This window comes from Dechloromonas hortensis (genome assembly GCF_009469765.1).
GTDB lineage: Bacteria > Pseudomonadota > Gammaproteobacteria > Burkholderiales > Rhodocyclaceae > Azonexus > Azonexus hortensis.
In genome coordinates, this window is record NZ_SSSQ01000025.1 from 1 (window position 1) to 14,714 (window position 14,714).

At 59.1% G+C, this 14,714-nt stretch carries 13 protein-coding genes, 3 tRNA genes and 1 pseudogene; 11 read left to right on the forward strand and 6 right to left on the reverse strand.

Annotated elements, in window-relative coordinates; translation table 11 throughout:
* Positions 1-168: 168 nt before the first annotated feature.
* Entirely contained in the window at positions 169-708 is a 540-nt protein-coding gene (msrA, locus tag GH663_RS20635) for a peptide-methionine (S)-S-oxide reductase MsrA (protein ID WP_153133474.1), read from the forward strand.
* Here the strand turns inward: msrA and GH663_RS20640 are convergent.
* A complete protein-coding gene (locus tag GH663_RS20640) occupies positions 689-1,525 on the reverse strand; it encodes an alpha/beta fold hydrolase (RefSeq protein WP_153133475.1) in 837 nt (278 codons plus the stop codon). The two genes, msrA and GH663_RS20640, sit on opposite strands and share 20 nt — an antisense overlap.
* Positions 1,526-1,588: 63 nt before the next feature.
* Here GH663_RS20640 and GH663_RS20645 point away from each other — a divergent pair, with 63 nt between their 5' ends.
* On the forward strand, positions 1,589-2,527 hold the full coding sequence (locus tag GH663_RS20645; protein ID WP_153133486.1) for an MBL fold metallo-hydrolase: 939 nt from the start codon (positions 1,589-1,591) through the stop codon (positions 2,525-2,527).
* A 2-nt stretch (positions 2,528-2,529) separates the two neighbouring features.
* Here the strand turns inward: GH663_RS20645 and corA are convergent, their stop codons facing one another.
* Genes corA through GH663_RS20660 form a run of 3 tightly spaced genes read right to left on the reverse strand, consistent with a single transcriptional unit; the run spans position 2,530 to position 5,461 of the window.
* Positions 2,530-3,594 carry a magnesium/cobalt transporter CorA gene (gene corA / locus GH663_RS20650; protein WP_153133476.1) on the reverse strand — a complete coding sequence of 355 codons (1,065 nt, stop codon included), beginning with the start codon at positions 3,592-3,594 and terminating at the stop codon, positions 2,530-2,532.
* Positions 3,591-4,358 carry a tRNA cyclic N6-threonylcarbamoyladenosine(37) synthase TcdA gene (gene tcdA, locus GH663_RS20655; protein WP_153133477.1) on the reverse strand — a complete coding sequence of 256 codons (768 nt, stop codon included), beginning with the start codon at positions 4,356-4,358 and terminating at the stop codon, positions 3,591-3,593. The genes corA and tcdA overlap by 4 nt, the downstream gene beginning before the upstream one ends.
* Positions 4,358-5,461, reverse strand: coding sequence for an HD domain-containing phosphohydrolase (locus GH663_RS20660; RefSeq protein WP_153133478.1), 1,104 nt, complete (start codon positions 5,459-5,461; stop codon positions 4,358-4,360). Before GH663_RS20660 ends, tcdA begins: the two co-directional genes overlap by 1 nt.
* 141 nt (positions 5,462-5,602) lie before the next feature.
* Here GH663_RS20660 and ispB point away from each other — a divergent pair, with 141 nt between their 5' ends.
* From ispB to ampD, 8 genes are all read left to right on the forward strand, one after another.
* Positions 5,603-6,571, forward strand: coding sequence for an octaprenyl diphosphate synthase (gene ispB / locus GH663_RS20665; protein WP_153133479.1), 969 nt, complete (start codon positions 5,603-5,605; stop codon positions 6,569-6,571).
* An 18-nt stretch (positions 6,572-6,589) separates the two neighbouring features.
* Positions 6,590-6,666 (forward strand) — tRNA-Pro (locus GH663_RS20670).
* A gap of 145 nt (positions 6,667-6,811) precedes the next feature.
* Positions 6,812-6,888: transfer RNA gene (locus GH663_RS20675), tRNA-Pro, on the forward strand.
* 145 nt (positions 6,889-7,033) lie between these two features.
* A tRNA-Pro gene (locus GH663_RS20680) sits at positions 7,034-7,110 on the forward strand.
* An 83-nt stretch (positions 7,111-7,193) separates the two neighbouring features.
* Complete coding sequence (locus GH663_RS20685; protein ID WP_153133480.1) at positions 7,194-7,421, forward strand: PP0621 family protein; 228 nt, start codon at positions 7,194-7,196, stop codon at positions 7,419-7,421.
* Positions 7,421-8,998: a sensor histidine kinase gene (locus GH663_RS20690; protein ID WP_153133481.1), complete on the forward strand. Its 1,578-nt coding sequence runs from the start codon at positions 7,421-7,423 to the stop codon at positions 8,996-8,998. Before GH663_RS20685 ends, GH663_RS20690 begins: the two co-directional genes overlap by 1 nt.
* Positions 8,989-10,338, forward strand: a complete 1,350-nt coding sequence (locus tag GH663_RS20695; RefSeq protein WP_153133482.1) for a sigma-54-dependent transcriptional regulator — start codon at positions 8,989-8,991, stop codon at positions 10,336-10,338. The genes GH663_RS20690 and GH663_RS20695 overlap by 10 nt, the downstream gene beginning before the upstream one ends.
* Positions 10,335-10,904, forward strand: coding sequence for a 1,6-anhydro-N-acetylmuramyl-L-alanine amidase AmpD (gene ampD, locus GH663_RS20700; protein WP_153133483.1), 570 nt, complete (start codon positions 10,335-10,337; stop codon positions 10,902-10,904). The genes GH663_RS20695 and ampD overlap by 4 nt, the downstream gene beginning before the upstream one ends.
* Here the strand turns inward: ampD and GH663_RS20705 are convergent.
* Both GH663_RS20705 and GH663_RS20710 read right to left on the reverse strand, forming a co-directional pair.
* Entirely contained in the window at positions 10,881-12,044 is a 1,164-nt protein-coding gene (locus GH663_RS20705) for a pyridoxal phosphate-dependent aminotransferase (protein ID WP_153133484.1), read from the reverse strand. The genes ampD and GH663_RS20705 overlap by 24 nt on opposite strands.
* A 74-nt stretch (positions 12,045-12,118) precedes the next feature.
* A complete protein-coding gene (locus GH663_RS20710; protein ID WP_153133485.1) occupies positions 12,119-13,963 on the reverse strand; it encodes a phosphoenolpyruvate carboxykinase (GTP) in 1,845 nt (614 codons plus the stop codon).
* 245 nt (positions 13,964-14,208) lie between these two features.
* Here GH663_RS20710 and GH663_RS20715 point away from each other — a divergent pair.
* A pseudogene (locus GH663_RS20715) lies at positions 14,209-14,714 on the forward strand (NADP-dependent malic enzyme); the annotation flags it as partial.

The following is a 14,714-nucleotide window of genomic DNA, read 5'->3' on the forward strand; positions in this document are numbered from 1 at the left end:
GGACCGTGAAACAGATGAGCGCCGATGATAGTGAGCTTCCGCTCGCGAAAGTAGGTCACCGCCAGGCTCCCATTCCCGAAAGCCCCTTCTGCATCCGCAGTAGGGGCTTTCGGCTTTTATAAAAACAATATACGCTCAATCCATTGGCTACTATTCCTAAGGTTTTAAATGGCCGTAGCGATTCTTGGTGGTGGTTGCTTTTGGTGCCTGGAGGCTGTTTTCGAGCAGTTGGCTGGGGTTGAGCATGTGGTTTCCGGATACATTGGTGGCACCCTACGTGATCCGACCTATGAGCAGGTGTGTTCCGGCTCGACGGGGCATGCCGAGGTGGTTCGGGTCGAATTTGATCCGGCCAAGATTTCCTATGCCCAGTTACTCGATGTATTTTTCGCCATTCATGATCCGACAACCTTGAATCGGCAAGGCGCAGACCGCGGCACCCAGTATCGCTCTTCAATTTTTGCCTGCTCTGCCGAGCAGTTGGAAATTGCCCAAGATTTCATACAGAAATTGAATGCCACGGCGGTGTTTGACACGCCTGTCGTGACAACTTTGGAGATGGCGGATACCTTCTATCCGGCCGAAAGCTATCACCAGGGATATTTCCGATCGAATCCAGAGCAAGGGTATTGTGCTTTTGTTGTTGCGCCCAAAGTAGTAAAGGCACGTGCTGTGTTTTCGCGACTGCTCAAGTCAGCTGATCAATAAAGTCCATAAGCTCTTTGGCGAAACGCTCACGTTGCCATTGATGCGGGGAATGATCCGTTCCTTCATAGATATGCAGTACGGCGTTCGGTATTTGACTTGCCACATAGTGTGCAGTTTCTACGCGATAGAAATTGCTTTCGCCGCCGTACACCAGCATGGCTGGAAGATCGATTTGGCTTAATACGTCACGATAATCGGCTGCTGTCAGGCTGTTCCAGCAGGCAATCAACGGTTCCGGATTCTGCGCGCGAAGGGCGAGTCTTGAGCGTTCCCAGCCGCTGGCATTGGCCAGGTACTTGTCACGCGCCCGACGATTCAGGCCAAATGCAGTGAGCTTGAGAACCCCTTCCGCAAAGTCTTCTCGCAGCAAATTCATCAGCTCCTTCGCCTGCCCCTGATCGAATTTGCCATAGATGCCATGCTCCCAATTCTCGTCGGTCAGCAGTTTTGGCGACTGGTCAATGATGCAGAGGCGGGATAGGCGTCTGGTGCCAAAGTCGCGGATGTATTGCCAAAGGGTCAAGGCGCCCATCGAATGGCCAACTGCACAGACATTTTCCAAATTGAAATGTTCGAGCAGGTTTTCGAGGTCTCGTGCCATGCGCTGTGCGGTGGCCGGAGCTTGATCCGCGATCGGATGCCCGCCATGCGCACGTGCATCCCAGCGATATACCCGATGCTTTTGCTGGAGTGCCGGGAGAAACGGAAACCATTCTTGATGGCTGGATGTCCAGCCGTGGAGCATGACGAGCGGAGATCCTTCTCCGGAAATCTTGACATGAATCTTGGTGCCGTCATCGGCGAGGAAGTGGGTCATGGCGGCCGGGCGTATGGAGAAGCGCAAAGTATAATCTGGCCATCAATATCTAGAGGCAAGGCGATGTTTGACTGGCGAGATTATCAAAATGGGATTGTGGCATTCGATGCCGGCTATGTGCGGCCAGTCCTGGCGGCAATTCACATGATTGTTGAGGCGGGGCGGGTTGCCATTGTCGATACCGGAAGCAATGACTCCTTGCCCAATGCGTTGTCGGCCCTTGAGCGTCTGGGCCTGGACGCTGCTGCGGTGGACTATGTTTTTTTGACGCATATTCACCTGGACCATGCCGGGGGGGCTGGCCGCATGATGGCTGTCTTCCCAAATGCAAAACTGGTGGTTCATCCGCGTGGGGCGCGTCATATGGCAGAACCCTCCAGGCTCGTTGCCGGTGTAACTGCCGTTTATGGCGCCGAATATGTGCAGCGCGTCTATGGCGAGATTGTGCCGATCCCGGCCGAGCGGATTATCGAAGCGCACGATGGGCTAGTTGTTTCGCTGGTTGGCCGCGAACTGCTGTGCCTGGATACGCCGGGCCATGCGCGCCATCACATCTGTATTGTCGACAGAAAAACAAAGGGAATATTTACCGGCGACATGTTTGGTCTTTCCTATCGCGAGTTGGATGTCGACGGTCGCCAGTTCATCTTCCCGACCACGACGCCGACCCAGTTCGATCCGGCAGAAATGCGAATGTCTATCCAGCGACTCTTGTCGTTCGATCCGGAAGCGATGTATCTCACGCACTACGCTCAGATCGATGCACCGCAGCAAAAGGCGGCTGATTTGCTACGACATCTGGACGTTCTGGTTGAGCTGGCGCTGGCTGAAAAGAATGCCGGGGCGGAACGTCACCAAAAGATCAAAGCTACGATCAGGGATTATCTTTTCCAGCAAATTCGTGCCCATGGCTGTCGCTTGTCAGACGATGTGCTGCTCGAAGTCTGGGAAACGGATCTTGAACTTAATGCCCAAGGTTTGGGCGTATGGCTGGATGCTTAGGTTTAGACGAAGCGTCGACGCCAGAAGAGGATCAGCATGATCACGCCAATCATGCCCATCAGGCTGAGTGCGTAGTTGAAGCCGTTGGTTAGGTCTAGCCAAGGCATTTCATGGAAATTCATGCCGAAGATGCCGGCAATCAAGGTTGCTGGCATGAATATCGTGGCGACCACCGTTAGAGTACGAACTTCCAGGTTAACCCGGTGGCTGATGGTCGATAGATAGACGTCGAGCAAGCCGGTTGCCAGATCGCGCAAGTCTTCCAGCGACTCAAGAATGTGGACTGTGTGGTCATAGACGTCACGCAAGTAGATCTGAACACCCGGGCGAAAAAAATCGCCTGCATCGCGGTGCAGGCTGCCGAGTACTTCGCGTAACGGGTGGAGATTGCGCCGGAGTTGGGAAACGCAGCGCTTGAACTGGTGGATTCGCTCCAGTGTGACTGGTGTCGGCTTGCCCAGAATGTTTGTTTCCAGTTCTTCGGCGTATTCGTTGAGTTGTTCGATCACGCCAAAATAACTATCGACGACTGAATCGATCAGGGAGTATGCCAAAGTGTCGACACCACCCTTGCGCAGACTGGCGTGCTCGGCGCGCAGGCGCTGACGAACCGGCTCGAAGGTCTTGGACTGTCGCTCCTGGAAGCTCAGGATGTAGTTTCGGCCAATTACCAGGCTGATCTGATCCTGGCTCAGTTCAAGCGGCCCCGGAGTTAGTTCGTAGCGATGCAGGACAAGATAGAGATAGTCATCGTAGGTGTCTATTTTCTGGCGCTGGGCATTGTTCAGAATGTCTTCCTGAACCAGTGGATGGAGCGAGAAAATGCTACCGATAGCCGCAAGGTCGGCTGGGCTATTCGCGCCATAGACATTGGCCCAGCGGGTCGAAAATTTCCTAGGCAGTTGCCCGAAACTGCTGGCCTCAGCGAACTTTTCCTCGATGAGGCCGTGCTCGTCATAGTCGATGATCGAGTAACTCGGCGCGCTGACTTTGACTTCACCGATGTGCACCAGCGATCCTGGTGGCAGGCCTGCCTTGCGCGAGCGCAGTTTGCGCGGCTTGTTCATTGTGCCAGGGCGATCCTGTTGATCGCCTGGGCCGCCGCCGCCATGCCAAATACAGCGGTGACGCAGACCGAGGAGCCAAAGCCGGCGCAGTTCAGGCCGGTTGGCCCTTGATTGGTGTCGCAAGTGGCTGGACTACTGGGGTAGCGCAGGGGTTCGGTCGAGTAAACGGCGGATACGCCAAATTTTTTCTTGCCGTCTTTCGGAAATCCATACTCCCGGCGCAGCACGGAGCGCACTTTGGCCAGCAGCGGATCCTGCACCGTCTGACTGAGATCGCTGATGCGGACCTGGGTCGGATCGAGTTGGCCGCCGGCAGCGCCAGCGATCACGATAGGCAGTTTCTGGCGCCGGCAGAAGGCGATCATCGCGGCCTTGGCGCGCACTTGATCGATGGCATCGATGACCACCGAAAAGCCCTGGCCGAGAATCTGCTCAACGTTGTCGGGGGTGACGAAATCTTCGATGCGACTGACTTGGCAATCCGGATTGATGGCACGTACGCGCTCGGCGATCGCATCGACTTTGGCCATGCCGTAAACCTCGCCCAGCGCCTGAATCTGGCGATTGGTGTTGGATTCGGCCACCATATCAAGGTCGACCGCAGTAATCCGACCGACCCCGGTCCGGGACAGGGCTTCGACACTCCATGAGCCGACGCCGCCGATACCGACGACACAGACATGGGCATTGCGCAAGCGTTCGGCGCCTTCTACGCCATAAAGGCGGGCGACACCGCCAAAACGGCGTTCGTGATCGACTGACATCAGCTTTCTATGGTTTTTCGGATGACGCTATTGAAGGGAGCAATCCATTCCGGGGCGAATTGCGTGTCGCAGGCATTGATTTCGGCGATGGCCCGCAATACCGAGCGGTTCTTGCCGCGGTGGATATGCTTGAGCATCACGGCCTCGAAGGCATCGACGATGGAGAGGATTTTGGCTCCCGAGCAAATCTCGGCGCTTTGTAGCTCTTTCGGATAACCGCCACCATTGGGCATCTCGTGATGCTGGGCGACCATTTCTGCGGCCGCTTCCCACCCGGGCATCCGCTGCAGAATGCCGGCCGCAAAACCCGGGTGGTTGCGCAGGGCCAGCTTGTCCTCGTCGGTCATCTTGCCGACCTTGAGCCAGACGGCCTCCGGGAGCAGCATCATGCCGATATCGTGCAGGTAGACCGCGGCTTCCAGTTGCACCGGATCGACCACAAGATGGGCTGCCTTGTTGGTTTCCAGGGCCAGGCGGAGGATGCGCATCGTCCGTCCTTTGAAGAGCGGTGAGCGGCTTTCCAGTTGAAGGGCGAGCGACCGGAAAAAATGCAGGTCGGTGCTGGCGTTCTTTTGCTCGCTTTTCGGCGTGGCGACACGGGGCGGGCGACTGGAAATGTCGCCAATAACTGGTGCGAATCCAGTAACCAGCTCAATCAGATCGGCACAATGGTGGTCGACATCGCCGGCCGGGATCTGGGCCAGTTTTTCCAGTCCTTCAACGAGTTCGACAAGATGCAGGTTTTCTACTGACTTATGGGCGAGTAGCGCGTCGGTGGCCAGCTCAAGGCGGTCGATGGTCAGCAGGATCAGTTCGGCCAGCAGATCGGAGAATGGAATTTCGCCTTCCCGGAAGCGGGACATCATCGATTCGATCGGGTGGGCGACGGCGGCGCCCAGTTCGAATTTACAGAGCGAGGCATCGCCCTTGATGTTATGGATGGCACGAAAGAGATCAGCAGTAATTTCGCGATCGGCCGGGCTTTTTTTCAGGCGGGCAACGTCGTTTTCAATCTGCGGCGCACGGTCGCTGAGGGCATCGGCAAACTCTTCCAGCGCCTCACGGTCCTGAATGACCGGCGCTATGATCGAGCGAATGTCCATGCCTGTCTCCCCCTGTGTATTTTTGATCTGGCGAGTTTAGCCCAAAGTCCCGTCAAATCAGAGCCTATCCTTGATTTGTCGGCCTTGACTGGCCCCTCTTCGCCACCTAAGATTCCGCGCTTATTCAAAGAATTCCCTACCGTGACACTGGAACAGCTTTACGCCCTGATCGGGCCTGACATGAAGGCCGTTGATGCGGTCATCCGCGACCGCCTTCACTCCGACGTCGTCCTGGTTCGTCAGGTGGCCGAATACATCATCAACAGCGGTGGCAAACGCATGCGCCCGGCGCTGGTCTTGCTCGCTGCTGGGGCAATGGGCTATCAAGGTGTCCGGCACCATGAAATGGCGGCGGTCATCGAATTCATTCATACCGCCACCTTGCTGCACGATGATGTGGTGGATGAATCGGCCTTGCGTCGGGGTCGTGACACGGCCAATGCGATGTTTGGTAACGCCGCCAGTGTCCTAGTTGGCGATTTCCTCTACTCGCGCGCTTTTCAGATGATGGTGGCGGTCGACGACATGCGCGTGATGCGTGTCCTGTCCGATGCGACCAATATCATTGCCGAAGGCGAGGTCCTGCAGTTGATGAACTGCCATGATGCCGACGTCGATGAAGCGCGTTACATGCAGGTCATCCATTACAAAACGGCCAAGCTATTCGAGGCGGCGGCACAGTTGGGGGCTATCCTCGGGCAAGCCGGTCCGGAGATCGAGCAAGCGCTGGCCGCTTACGGCATGCACCTCGGCACGGCGTTTCAACTGGTCGACGACGTTCTCGATTATTCCGGCCAGGAGGCCGATACCGGCAAACACCTTGGTGATGACCTGGCCGAAGGCAAGCCGACCCTGCCGTTGATTTACGTCATGCAGCATGGCACCCCGGAACAGGCGGCCTGTGTCCGCAAAGCGATCGAGGAAGGCGGACGGGATGATTTCCCCGCCGTGCTCGAAGCGATCCGCGGCAGTGGCGCCTTGGAGCACGCCCGTGAGCGGGCTGTGCGTGAAGCCGCCCTGGCCAGGAAGGCAATTGAGGGGCTGGGGGATTCACAATTCAAAATTGCTCTGCTACAATTGACGCTCTTTGCAGTTGAGAGAAACCATTAGGTTGATTTTCAGCAGCATCGGAGTGTAGCTCAGCCTGGTAGAGCACTGCGTTCGGGACGCAGGGGTCGCATGTTCGAATCCTGTCACTCCGACCAATTAGAACCCCTGTAACTCAGCGAGTTACAGGGGTTTTTGGTTTTCCGGGTGTTCTGTATTTTTTTACTATCGTCGGTGACAGCCGGCTATGTGCTGGTGTATCATCCGCGCCGGTTTAAACCGAACGATTATGTTGTTAGACGTCGGAGTGTAGCTCAGCCTGGTAGAGCACTGCGTTCGGGACGCAGGGGTCGCATGTTCGAATCCTGTCACTCCGACCAATTAGAACCCCTGTAACTCAGCGAGTTACAGGGGTTTTTGGTTTTCCGGGTGTTCTGTATTTTTTTACTATCGTCGGTGACAGCCGGCTATGTGCTGGTGTATCATCCGCGCCGGTTTAAACCGAACGATTATGTTGTTAGACGTCGGAGTGTAGCTCAGCCTGGTAGAGCACTGCGTTCGGGACGCAGGGGTCGCATGTTCGAATCCTGTCACTCCGACCAAAAATGTCATAATGAAAACCCTGACTAGTCAGGGTTTTTTTTCGCCTGCTGGCCGATGCTCGAAAAATACTGGTGAGGTTTCGATGAAATACCTGCTGCTTTTTGCCGTACTGGCGGTGGTCTGGTGGGTGTGGAAGAAACGCCAGCGGCAGTCGGAGCGCCCGGCGCCGCGCCCGGATCCGAAGGTGGAGAACATGCTGGTCTGTGCCCATTGCGGCGTCCATTTTCCCGAAGGGGATGGCGTGCGGGATGAGGGCGAGGACTATTGCTGCGCCGCGCATCGTTCGGCCGCTCGCCCAGGGTCGCGTTGATGGCGGACTGGCTTGCCTCGACCTGGGAGGCCAACTGGCGCTCCTTTCAGTATTTCAATCTTTACCGCCTGATTCTCGCTGGCCTGTTTTTTCTGGCCATCCTGTTGCCGCATGGCTGGGTCGGCCGCTTGGAGCTGTCGCCGACCGCAGCCATGTTAGCCCTGGCCACGACTTACCTGTGCGCCATCCTGGCCGGGCTGGTGCTGTCGATTCACTGGCTGCGCCGCTTCAATTTCCAGTTGTCACTGCAGGTCATGGTTGATGCCGTGGCCATCACGCTGTTTATGTACGCCGCCGGGGGAATTGCCAGCGGGATTGGCGTTTTGCTGCTGGTTTCGCTGGCCGCGGCCAGCCTGGTTGGGCGCGGCCGCCTGGTGCTGTTCTACGCGGCGCTGGCGACGCTGGCGGTATTGCTGAGCCAGATCTACGGCGTCCTAGCCAGTGGCTTCGAGCTGGCCAGCATTTTTCAGGCGGGTATCCTGTCTGCCGGTTTTTTTGCGACGGCCATTCTCGCCCGCCTGCTCGGCCAGCGCCTGATGGCCAACGAGGATCTCGCCAAGCGGCGGGGGGTTGCCCTCGATAACGAAAGTCGGATCAGCCAGCGCGTCATCGAGCGCATGCTGGACGGGGTGCTGGTGGTCAGTCGCGACGGGCTGGTCCTGCGCCATAATCCGGTGGCGCAGGCCATGCTCGCCTTGCCGGAGCTCGATGGGAGCCCGCTCGCGGTGACTGCGCCGAGCCTGGATGTGGCGCTGGCCGCCTGGTTTTTTGCGGAAGGCAGCGACGACACGCTGTTTGCCGGTGTCGCCGGCCAGGAGCTGCGGGCCCGCTTCGAGCGGACGAGTAGTTCGGAAGGGGAAATCCTGATCTTTCTGGAAGATGTCGGACGGATCAAGGAGCGTGCCCAGCAATTGAAATTGGCCTCATTGGGCCGGTTGACCGCAAGCATTGCCCACGAGATCCGCAATCCGCTGTCGGCCATCGGCCATGCCGGTGAGTTGCTGCGCGAAGAGCGGCGGGGTGAGATGCAGGAGCGTCTGCTGCGTATCTTGAATGACAATGTGGCCCGCCTGGACCGGATTGTCAGCGATATTCTCGAACTCGGGCGACAGAATCGGGCTGAGCCGGAGCCTTTGGCACTGGATGATTTTTGCGCCGGCTTTGTCGAGCGTTTTCTGGTAACCGAGGGGATGCCGGCAGATGTGGTCGTCCTTGAGGCCCAGGCCGGTGACACGCTGTGCTTCGACCGTTCGCACCTGCATCAGGTGTTGTGGAATCTGCTCGGCAATGCCTTGCGCCATTCGACGCGGGGCCCGGGGGCCGTAAGGCTGGCGGTGCGGACCGGGGCAGCCGAGGGGCGGGTAGAATTGCATGTGATCGATGATGGTCCCGGGGTGCCTGAGGCCATGCTCGAGCAGATTTTTGAGCCCTTCTTCACGACGCATACGGCAGGAACCGGCTTGGGCCTGTTCATTGCTCGCGAGTTGTGTGCGGCCAACGGGGCGAGCCTTGAACTGGCACACGCCGCTGCGTGCGGCCATTTCATTGTTATCGGGAGAAACGATACATGTCGCTAAGCAAAGCTGACCGCCGCCCGCGCGGGGATTTGACCCGAGTGTTGGTGATCGATGACGAGCCGGACATTCGGGAGCTGATCGATCTCACTTTGTCCCGCATGGGGCTGGCGGCCGAATGTGTCGGGTCGGTGGCGGCGGCCCGCCAGGCAATCGACGGCGAGCATTTTCAGCTTTGTCTGACCGACATGCGTCTACCCGATGGAGACGGCCTGGAGATTGTTCGCTACATCGCCGAGCGCCATGCGCAAACCCCGGTTGCCGTCATTACCGCCTTCGGTAGTGCCGAGAATGCGGTTGCCGCGCTCAAGGCCGGAGCCTTCGATTATCTGGCCAAGCCGGTCGGCCTGGAGCAGTTGCGCGCCCTGGTCAAGTCGGCGCTGCGCTTGCCGGAAGGGGCGGCCGAAGAGAATCCGCTGCAATCGCTGATTGGCGACTCGCCGAGCATGCAGCAGGTGCGGGCGACGATCGAGAAGCTGGCGCGCAGCCAGGCGCCGATCTACATTTCCGGTGAGTCCGGCAGTGGCAAGGAACTGGCGGCGCGCCTGATCCACCTGCGCAGCGCCCGCAGTGGCGGTCCGTTCGTGCCGGTCAATTGCGGGGCGATTCCGGAAAACCTGATGGAAAGCGAGTTTTTCGGCTATCGCAAAGGCGCCTTTACCGGTGCCGAAGGCGATCGCGAAGGCTTCTTCCAGGCAGCCAATGGCGGCACACTGTTTCTCGACGAGGTGGCGGATCTGCCACTGGCCATGCAAGTCAAGCTGTTGCGGGCCATTCAGGAAAAGCGGGTGCGCAAGGTGGGTAGCGTTGCCGAAGAGGCGGTCGATGTGCGGATCATCTGCGCCACCCATCGCAACCTGCGCGATTGCGTGGACAAGGGGGCTTTCCGCCAGGATCTTTATTACCGGCTGAACGTCATCGAGTTGCGCATGCCACCGCTGCGCGAGCGACTGGAAGATATTCCGCCGCTCGTCGAGGCCATCTTGCACCGTTTGTTCGGTGAGTCGCCGCCGCAGCTCTCGCCGGGGGCCTTGAAGGCGCTGGAGTTCTATCCCTTTCCCGGCAATGTCCGCGAGCTGGAAAATATCCTGGAGCGGGCAACGGCGCTGTGCGCCGATGCGCATATCGAGGCTGAGGACCTGCGGCTGGAGCCCGATGAAATGGGCGGTGAAAGCATCGGCCGCGGCAGCGAGACACTGGACGATTATCTCAACCGCCTGGAGCGCCAGGCGATCCTTGAGGCGTTGCAAAAGACCGAAGGGAATCGCACCGCGGCAGCCCGCCTGCTCGGGGTGACTTTCCGCTCGATGCGCTACCGCCTCGAGCGCCTGGGCATCGAATGAGCGAGTGGTTGGCTGGTGGCTGGCTGCGCGGCACGCGCCATCTGCCTTCCCCCAATTTCGGCGAGCGGCCACTCGAGAGTCAGGTTTCGCTGCTCGTCGTGCACAACATCAGCCTGCCGCCGGACGAGTTTGGCGGCGATTTTGTCGAGCAGTTTTTCACTAATCGTCTCGACCCGGCCGCTCATCCCTATTTTGCCGAGATTGCCGGGCTGCAGGTCTCGGCGCATTTCTACGTGCGCCGCGACGGTACGGTTACTCAGTTTGTCGGCTGCGATCAGCGGGCATGGCATGCCGGGCGGTCGACCTGGCGTGAACGCGAAAATTGCAACGATTATTCGGTCGGTATCGAACTGGAAGGTTCCGATACGCAGCCGTTTGAGGCTGCGCAATATGCGGCGCTCTGGTCCCTGGTCGATGCCTTGCGCCGCCGTTATCCGATTGCCGACATCGTCGGTCACAGCCACATTGCCCCCGGCCGTAAGACCGACCCGGGGTCGCATTTCGATTGGGCGGCGGTGCGCCGCCGTTACCCGGGGCTGGGTCTAGCCGCCGAAGTAAGCGCTTAGTCGCCGGACGGCTTCGGCCAGCCGGTCGACGCTGGTCGTATAGGCAAAACGGATATGCTTTTCCGGTTCATGGCTGCCGAAATCGAGGCCGGGGGTCGCGGCGACGCCGGCTTTTTCGAGCAGGTCGCGGGCCAGGACGAAACTGTCGGCGGCCAGGGCCGAGCAATCGCAATAGAGATAGAAGGCCCCTTCTGGACGAGCGGTGACACGGAAACCGATTGCCTCCAGAGCCGGGGCCAGATAGTCGCGCCGCCGGCGGAACTCGGCACGGCGGGCTTCCAGTATGCTCAAGGTGTCGGGCTCAAAGGCGGCCAGGGCGCCGTATTGGGCCGGCGTCGACGGGCAGAGCGTCAGGTTCTGGGCCAGTTTCTCGATATCGCGGACGTAGGCTTCGGGAATCACCATCCAGCCCAGGCGCCAGCCGGTCATCTGGAAATACTTGGAAAAACTTTGGATCACCCAGATGTCGTCACCGGCAGCGCAAGCGGTTGGGGCGTCGGTTTCGTACGTCAGTCCGTGGTAGATCTCGTCGACAATGAAATGGCCATCGTTCTGTCGGCAGACCTCGGCCAGTGCGGAGATTTCCGGCAGGGTCAGCAGCGTGCCGGTCGGATTGGCCGGGGAGGCCAGCAACAGGCCGCTGGTTTGCGGCGTCCAGTACTGGCGCAGTTGCGCCGGTGTCGGCTGGAAGTTGCTCTCCGGCCCAACCGGGATATGTCGCGGTCGACCTTCAAAAGCCCGCAAAATGTGGCGGTTGCAGGGGTAGCCGGGATCGGTCAGCAGCCATTCGCTGCCCGGATCGGCCAGGCAGGCGAAGGCCAGGTTGAGGGCGCCGGAAGCGCCGTTGGTTACGGCAATGCGGTTGGCCGGCAGGGTCACGCCATAACGTGTTTGATAAAAGGCAGCGATCGCCTCGCGTAATTCAGGCAGGCCGAGCGACTGGGTGTACAGCATTTTGCCGCTTTTTATGGCGTCCACCGCAGCATTGGCGATCGGCGCCGGGGTCGGGAAGTCCGGCTCGCCGACTTCCATGTGGATGATGTCGCGGCCCTCGGCTTCGAGCTGGCGGGCGCGGGTCAGCAGTTCGACGACGTGGAAGGGGGAAATGTCGGCCAGGCGGGCGGCGGGACGGTAGGTCATGGTATTCCTCAAAGTAAAACGGCCACCGAGTTGTACTAACCTCGGTGGCCGTTTGATTATTGCTTAAGCGAGGATCAGGCAGCGTCCTTGAAGATGCCCATTTCGAACAGTTCGCGCTTGAGCACGAGTTCGCGCGGCATCTTTTCGCCCATTTTGTCGAACCACTCCTTGTGACCGGCCAGTTCGGACTTCCAGGCGTCAGGATCGATCTGGCTGAGGGCTTCGAAGTCTTCGCGATTGATTTCGAGGCCGGTCCAGTCGATGTCCTCGAACTTCGGCATCCAGCCCAGCGTGGTTTCCTTGGCGCCGACGGTGCCCTTGCAGCGCTGGACGATCCACTTCAGGACGCGCATGTTGTCGCCGAAGCCCGGCCACATGAATTCGCCCTTTTCGTTCATGCGGAACCAGTTTACACAGAAGATCTTCGGGGTTGCATCAACGGTCTTGCCCATCTTCAACCAGTGGTTGAAGTAGTCGCCCATGTGGTAACCGCAGAACGGCAGCATGGCGAACGGGTCGCGGCGGACGACACCCTGCTGGCCGAAGGCAGCAGCCGTGGTTTCAGAGCCGAGCGTGGCAGCCATGTAGACGCCGTAGTTCCAGTTGAAGGCTTGATAGACCAGCGGCACGGTAGTGGCACGACGGCCGCCGAAGATGAAGGCAGAAATCGGTACGCCGGCCGGATCTTCCCAGGCGCTGTCAACCGACGGGCACTGGCTGGCCGGGGCGGTGAAGCGGGAGTTGGCGTGCGCTGCTTTGCGGCCGGCCTTGCCATCTTCCGGCGTCCAGTCCTTGCCCTGCCAGTCGATCAGGTGCGCCGGAGCTTCCTTGGTCAGGCCTTCCCACCACACGTCGCCGTCGTCGGTCAGTGCGACGTTGGTGAAGATGATGTTTTCCTTCAGCGTGGCCAAGGCGTTGAAGTTGGTCTTTTCCGAGGTGCCCGGAGCGACGCCGAAGAAACCGGCTTCCGGGTTGATGGCGTAGAAACGGGTGACACCGTCGGCATCGACGCGTGGCTTGATCCAGGCGATATCGTCACCGATGGTGGTGATCTTCCAGCCGTCGAGCGTCTTCGGCGGAATCAGCATGGCGAAGTTGGTCTTGCCACAGGCCGACGGGAAGGCGGCAGCGACATAGGACTTTTCACCTTCCGGCGATTCGACGCCGAGGATCAGCATGTGTTCGGCCAGCCAGCCCTGATCGCGCGCCATGTTGGAGGCGATGCGGAGTGCGAAGCACTTCTTGCCAAGCAGGGCGTTGCCGCCGTAGCCGGAACCGTAGGACCAGATCTCGCGGGTTTCCGGGTAATGCACGATGTACTTGACGGTCGGGTTGCACGGCCACTTGCTGTCCTGCTGGCCCGGTTCGAGCGGGGCGCCAACGGTGTGGATGCAGGGGACGAATTCGCCATCGGTGCCGAGTACGTCGAAGACCTTCTTACCCATCCGGGTCATCGTGCGCATGTTGGTGACGACGTAGGCGGAGTCGGTGATTTCGAAACCGATGTGGGCGATCGGCGAGCCAAGCGGGCCCATCGAAAACGGAATGACGTACATCGTCCGGCCCTTCATGCAGCCCTTGAACAGACCGTTCAGGGTTTCGCGCATGACGGCGGGCTCTTCCCAGTTGTTGGTCGGGCCGGCATCTTCCTTGTTGGCCGAGCAGATGTAGGTGCGGTCTTCGACGCGGGCGACGTCGGATGGATCGGAGAAGGCGAGATAGGAGTTCGGGCGCTTGGCTTCGTTCAGCTTGATCAGGGTGCCGGCTTCTACCATTTCGGCGCACAAGCGGTCATACTCCTCCTGCGACCCGTCGGCCCAATGGATACGGTCCGGCTGGGTCAGCGCGGCGATCTCGGCGACCCATTGCTTCAGGCCTTCGTGTTTGACGTAGTCAGGTGCATTCAGCGGTGCGGTCATGGCGATGTCTCTCTCTAAGTTACTGAAATAGCTAGGTTTCACGCCAGTCGCCGGGAGCTGCCACCAAGACTTAGAGCGGCGAGGAGCCGTCGGCTGGGAAGCCCATAATTATGCAACAGATTAGGGTAAACATCTACTTGACTTTGCACGGCTACGTAATTTCCGAAGGGTGAAAGCGCCGAAGATGCGTGATATTATCTTCCGCGATTCGAAATCACGTTTCACGATATAAAACGGAGGCAGACATGGATCCACGGCAACTACGCGAAGCAGCGCTCTATTACCACCGCCAGCCCAAGCCGGGCAAAATCGCGGTGACCCCGATCAAGCAGCTCACCAATCAGTATGATCTGTCGATGGCCTATTCGCCGGGCGTCGCCTTCGCCTGCGAAGAAATCGTCGCCGATCCGGGTGAAGTCAGCACGCTGACCTCGCGCGCCAATTTGGTCGGCGTCATCACCAACGGCACCGCCGTCCTTGGCCTTGGCGCCATCGGCCCGCTCGCCGCCAAGCCGGTGATGGAAGGCAAGGGCGTCCTCTTCAAGAAATTCGCCAACATCGACGTCTTCGATCTGGAAATCGAAGAGCGCGACCCGGACAAGCTGATCGACACCATCGCCTCGCTCGAACCGACCTTCGGTGGCATCAACCTCGAAGACATCAAGGCCCCGGAATGCTTCTACATCGAGAAGAAGCTGCGCGAGCGGATGAAAATCCCCGTCTTCCATGACGACCAGCACGGCACGGCGAT